The organism is Streptacidiphilus neutrinimicus (assembly GCF_000787815.1).
GTDB lineage: Bacteria > Actinomycetota > Actinomycetes > Streptomycetales > Streptomycetaceae > Streptacidiphilus > Streptacidiphilus neutrinimicus.
In genome coordinates this window covers 1-3,584 of record NZ_BBPO01000160.1, presented here as the reverse complement: position 1 = coordinate 3,584, position 3,584 = coordinate 1, and the positions used below count along the sequence as shown (strand labels likewise).

Here is a 3,584-nt window from a genome sequence, read left to right as displayed (position 1 = left end):
GTTTCGGGGGGGGGTTTCAGGGGGGCGGGTCAGAGGCCCGGTTCGGTGGGGAGGGTCGGTGGGGCGGTTTCAGTGGGGGTGGGGGAGGTGGACCGTCAGGCCTCGGCGGTGAGGGACGGCACGTCCCAGTCCACCGCGACGGCGGCCCGGTGGGCGTCGGGGAGCGCGGGCGGTCGCGGCGCCGGGTTCGGGGTCGCCGAGAAGCGCGGCGCAGGGCTGGGCTGGAGCAGCCCGTCGTGGTTCCCGTAGCTCGCGCGGGCGCGCAGGTGCGGGTGGTCTGCGGCCTCGTGCAGCGTCAGCACGGGGGCCACGCAGGCGTCCGTACCCTCGAACACGGCGCTCCACTCCGCCTGGGACCGGGTTGCGAACCGCTCGGTGATCAGCGCCCGCAACTCGTCCCAGCGGGCCAGGTCACGCTGCCCCGGCGCGTCCGGCGGCAGCTCCAGCAGCTTGACGAACGCGGCGAAGAACTGCGGCTCCAGCGCCCCCACGGCCATGTGGCGGCCGTCGGAGGTCTCGTAGACGGCGTAGAAGGGCGCACCGCCGTCGATGACGTTGACGCCCCTGCGGTCGTGCCAGCGCCCGCCCGCCATGAAGCCCCACAGCACGGAGGTCAGGTGCGCCGCGCCGTCCACGATCGCCGCGTCGACCACCTGGCCGGTCCCCGTCGCGCGGGCGTGGTGCAGCGCCGCCAGCAGCCCGACGACCAGGTAGAGCGAGCCGCCCGCGTAGTCGCCGAGCAGGTTGACCGGGATCGCCGGGGGCCCGTCCTTCGGCCCGACCAGGCCCAGCACCCCGGCGGTCGCGATGTAGCCGATGTCGTGCCCGGCGGACTGCGCGAGCGGCCCCTCCTGCCCCCAGCCGGTCATCCGCCCGTAGACGAGCGCCGGATTCCGGGCCAGACACTGGGCCGGCCCGATGCCCAGCCGTTCGGCGACGCCCGGCCGGAACCCCTCGATCAGCAGGTCCGCGCGCCCGGCGAGGTCCCGCGTGCGGGCCACGCCGGCGGGTGTCTTGAGGTCCAGCACGACGCTGCGCTTGCCCCGGTTGGTCACGTCCAGCGCCGGGTCGCCATTGAGCGCCGACCCGCCCGGACGGTCCACCCGCACCACGTCCGCGCCGAGGTCGGCCAGCAGCATGGCGGCGAACGGCCCCGGCCCGAGCCCCGCGATCTCCAGCACCCGCACCCCGGCGAGCGGGCCGACGGGCGGTGCGACGTGCGGCGTGGCGGGCGGTGCGGCGTCGAGTGCCCCGACGAGCGGCGTGGCGGGCGGTGCGGCGGGCGGCCCGGCGGCGGTGGTTGCGTCGTTCGGCATCGGGCCTCCACGTCGGCGTGGCGAAAGACGGGTGTGACACGGATGCTGTCACGCTCCCGATGCTATGGAGTTGACTCGTCAGTAACAAGGGGGGCCGTGAGATGTCGACCCTCGCGCCCCGGTGCCCTCACCCGTGCTCCCGCTGGCACCCCCCCCTGTGCGGCTGCGGCCCTGGCGGCCCTGGTGGCCCTGGCGGCCCTGACGGCCCTGGCAGCCCCGACGGCCCCGTTTGGCGCCGATGCCGCCGACGACCGCGTCGGACCCTCGCCGGTCACTTCTCGCGCAGGTCCACCACCCGGCGGATCTTGCCGACCGAGCGCTCCAGCGTCTCCGGCTCCACGACCGTCACCTCGACGCTGATCCCGACCCCGTCCTTCACACCGCGCGCAATCTGCGCCGCCGCCGTCTCCCGCTCGGCGGGAGTGGCGCCCGGGCGCGCCTCGACCTGGACCGCCATCCGGTCCAGCCGTCCGCTGCGCGTCAGGCGCAGTTGGAAGTGCGGCGCGACGCCCGGCGTGCGCAGCACGATCTCCTCGATCTGGGTCGGGAAGACGTTCACCCCGCGCAGGATGATCATGTCGTCGGACCGGCCGGTGATCTTCTCCATCCGCCGGAACGCCGGGCGCGCCGTCCCCGGCAGCAGCCGCGTCAGGTCCCGCGTCCGGTACCGGATCACCGGCATCGCCTGCTTGGTCAGCGAGGTGAACACCAGCTCGCCGCCCTCGCCCGACGCCATCAGCTCGTCCGTGACCGGGTCCACGACCTCCGGGTAGAAGTGGTCCTCCCAGATGTGCAGACCGTCCTTGGTCTCCACGCACTCCTGCGCCACGCCCGGGCCGATCACCTCGGACAGCCCGTATATGTCCACGGCGTGGATGTCCAGGCGCTCCTCGATCTCGCGTCGCATCGCCTCCGTCCAGGGCTCGGCGCCGAAGATCCCGACCCGGAGCGAGGTCCCGCGCGGGTCGATCCCCTGCCGCTCGAACTCGTCCAGCAGCGTCAGCATGTAGGACGGGGTGACCATGATGATCTCGGGCTCGAAGTCCTGGATGATCTGCACCTGCCGCGCGGTCATCCCGCCGGAGGCCGGGATGACCGTGCAGCCGGCCCGCTCCGCCCCGTAGTGCGCCCCGAGCCCGCCCGTGAACAGCCCGTAGCCGTAGGACACGTGCACCTTGTGCCCAGGTCTCCCGCCCGCCGCCCGGATCGAGCGGGCCACGACGTCCGCCCACATGTCCAGGTCGTCCTCCGTGTACCCGACCACGGTCGGCCGCCCCGTCGTCCCGCTGGAGGCGTGGATCCGCCGCACCTGGTCCATCGGGACCGCGAACATGCCGAACGGGTAGCACTCGCGTAGGTCGGCCTTGGTGGTGAACGGGAATCGCTCCAGGTCGGCCAAAGTGCGGCAGTCCTCTGGGCGCACCCCTGCGGCGTCGAACTTGCGCCGGTAGAGCTCGACGTTCTCGTAGGCGTGCCGCAGCGTCCACTGCAGCCGGCTGAGCTGGAGCGCGCGCAACTCGTCGAGAGAGAGGAGCTCGCCTTTGTCGAGGAGATCGGCCGCGGGAGTAGGGATGGGGACGGGCACCGTCGGCCTCCTGTGTGCACTTGCGCTAGCCAACCGAATGTTCGGTCGATCGTCCATCGACACCGTGGCGGTGTCAAGGAGGGTGGCTTGGGCACGATCAAGGGAGCAAGGGTCGGACGTGCGATTGAAGAAACGTTCAACCCCTGCGATGGTGACTGGGGGGCTTCCAGGAGAGCGTTCGAGGAGGTCGCGGTGGACCAGAACGATCAGCCGCTGCTCAAGCGGGTCGCCGACGCGCGCGCCGCGCTTGCTGAGGCCGTCTCGGGCCAGAATCCGGTCGGCCTGTCCGAAGCTCTGGACGAGCTGGAGGAGGCCCTGCGTCAGGCTCGCGAAGGCGGCGTCGAGGTGCCGCCGGAGTCGGGGGACAAGGTCGGCTGAGGGTTCCTGGCCTGGGCTGGCGGGGGATCACACCAGGCCGACTCGAACGGAATGACTAACTCGTTCGTGGAAGGAAGATGGCCCAGGTGGGTCATGGTGGGGGCGCGTGGCGGGGTGTCAAACTTGTTCTATGGACGCCTCGATGTTCGGGGGCGGGTGTGAAGGCGGAGAGGCGTCCATGGGTGGGGGTTTTGCCTCGCTCGGGGATGCTTTTCGGGCCGACCCGCTGACCCCTGTCTCTTCCCGTCAGTCTTCCCGCTCCCTGTCTGCTTCCTCTTCCTCTTCCTCTTCCTCTTCTGCTTCTG

General features: G+C 71.8%; 3 protein-coding genes. 1 reads left to right on the top strand and 2 read right to left on the bottom strand.

Annotated elements, in window-relative coordinates; genetic code table 11:
• Positions 1-95: 95 nt before the first annotated feature.
• Positions 96-1,316, bottom strand: a complete 1,221-nt coding sequence (locus tag TR48_RS38035) for a CaiB/BaiF CoA transferase family protein (protein ID WP_170183580.1) — start codon at positions 1,314-1,316, stop codon at positions 96-98.
• Between the two features lie 271 nt (positions 1,317-1,587).
• On the bottom strand, positions 1,588-2,958 hold the full coding sequence (paaK, locus tag TR48_RS38030) for a phenylacetate--CoA ligase PaaK (protein ID WP_084730106.1): 1,371 nt from the start codon (positions 2,956-2,958) through the stop codon (positions 1,588-1,590).
• Between the two features lie 30 nt (positions 2,959-2,988).
• Between paaK and TR48_RS42810 the strand changes: the two genes are divergently transcribed.
• Positions 2,989-3,279, top strand: coding sequence for a hypothetical protein (locus tag TR48_RS42810; RefSeq protein ID WP_152628421.1), 291 nt, complete (start codon positions 2,989-2,991; stop codon positions 3,277-3,279).
• The last annotated feature ends 305 nt before the right edge of the window (positions 3,280-3,584 follow it).

Excerpts from the sequence above, each read along its gene's own strand:
- TR48_RS38035 (WP_170183580.1), bottom strand. The coding sequence starts at position 1,316 with ATGCCGAACGACGCAACCACCGCCGCCGGGCCGCCCGCCGCACCGCCC.
- paaK (WP_084730106.1), bottom strand. The coding sequence starts at position 2,958 with ATGGACGATCGACCGAACATTCGGTTGGCTAGCGCAAGTGCACACAGG.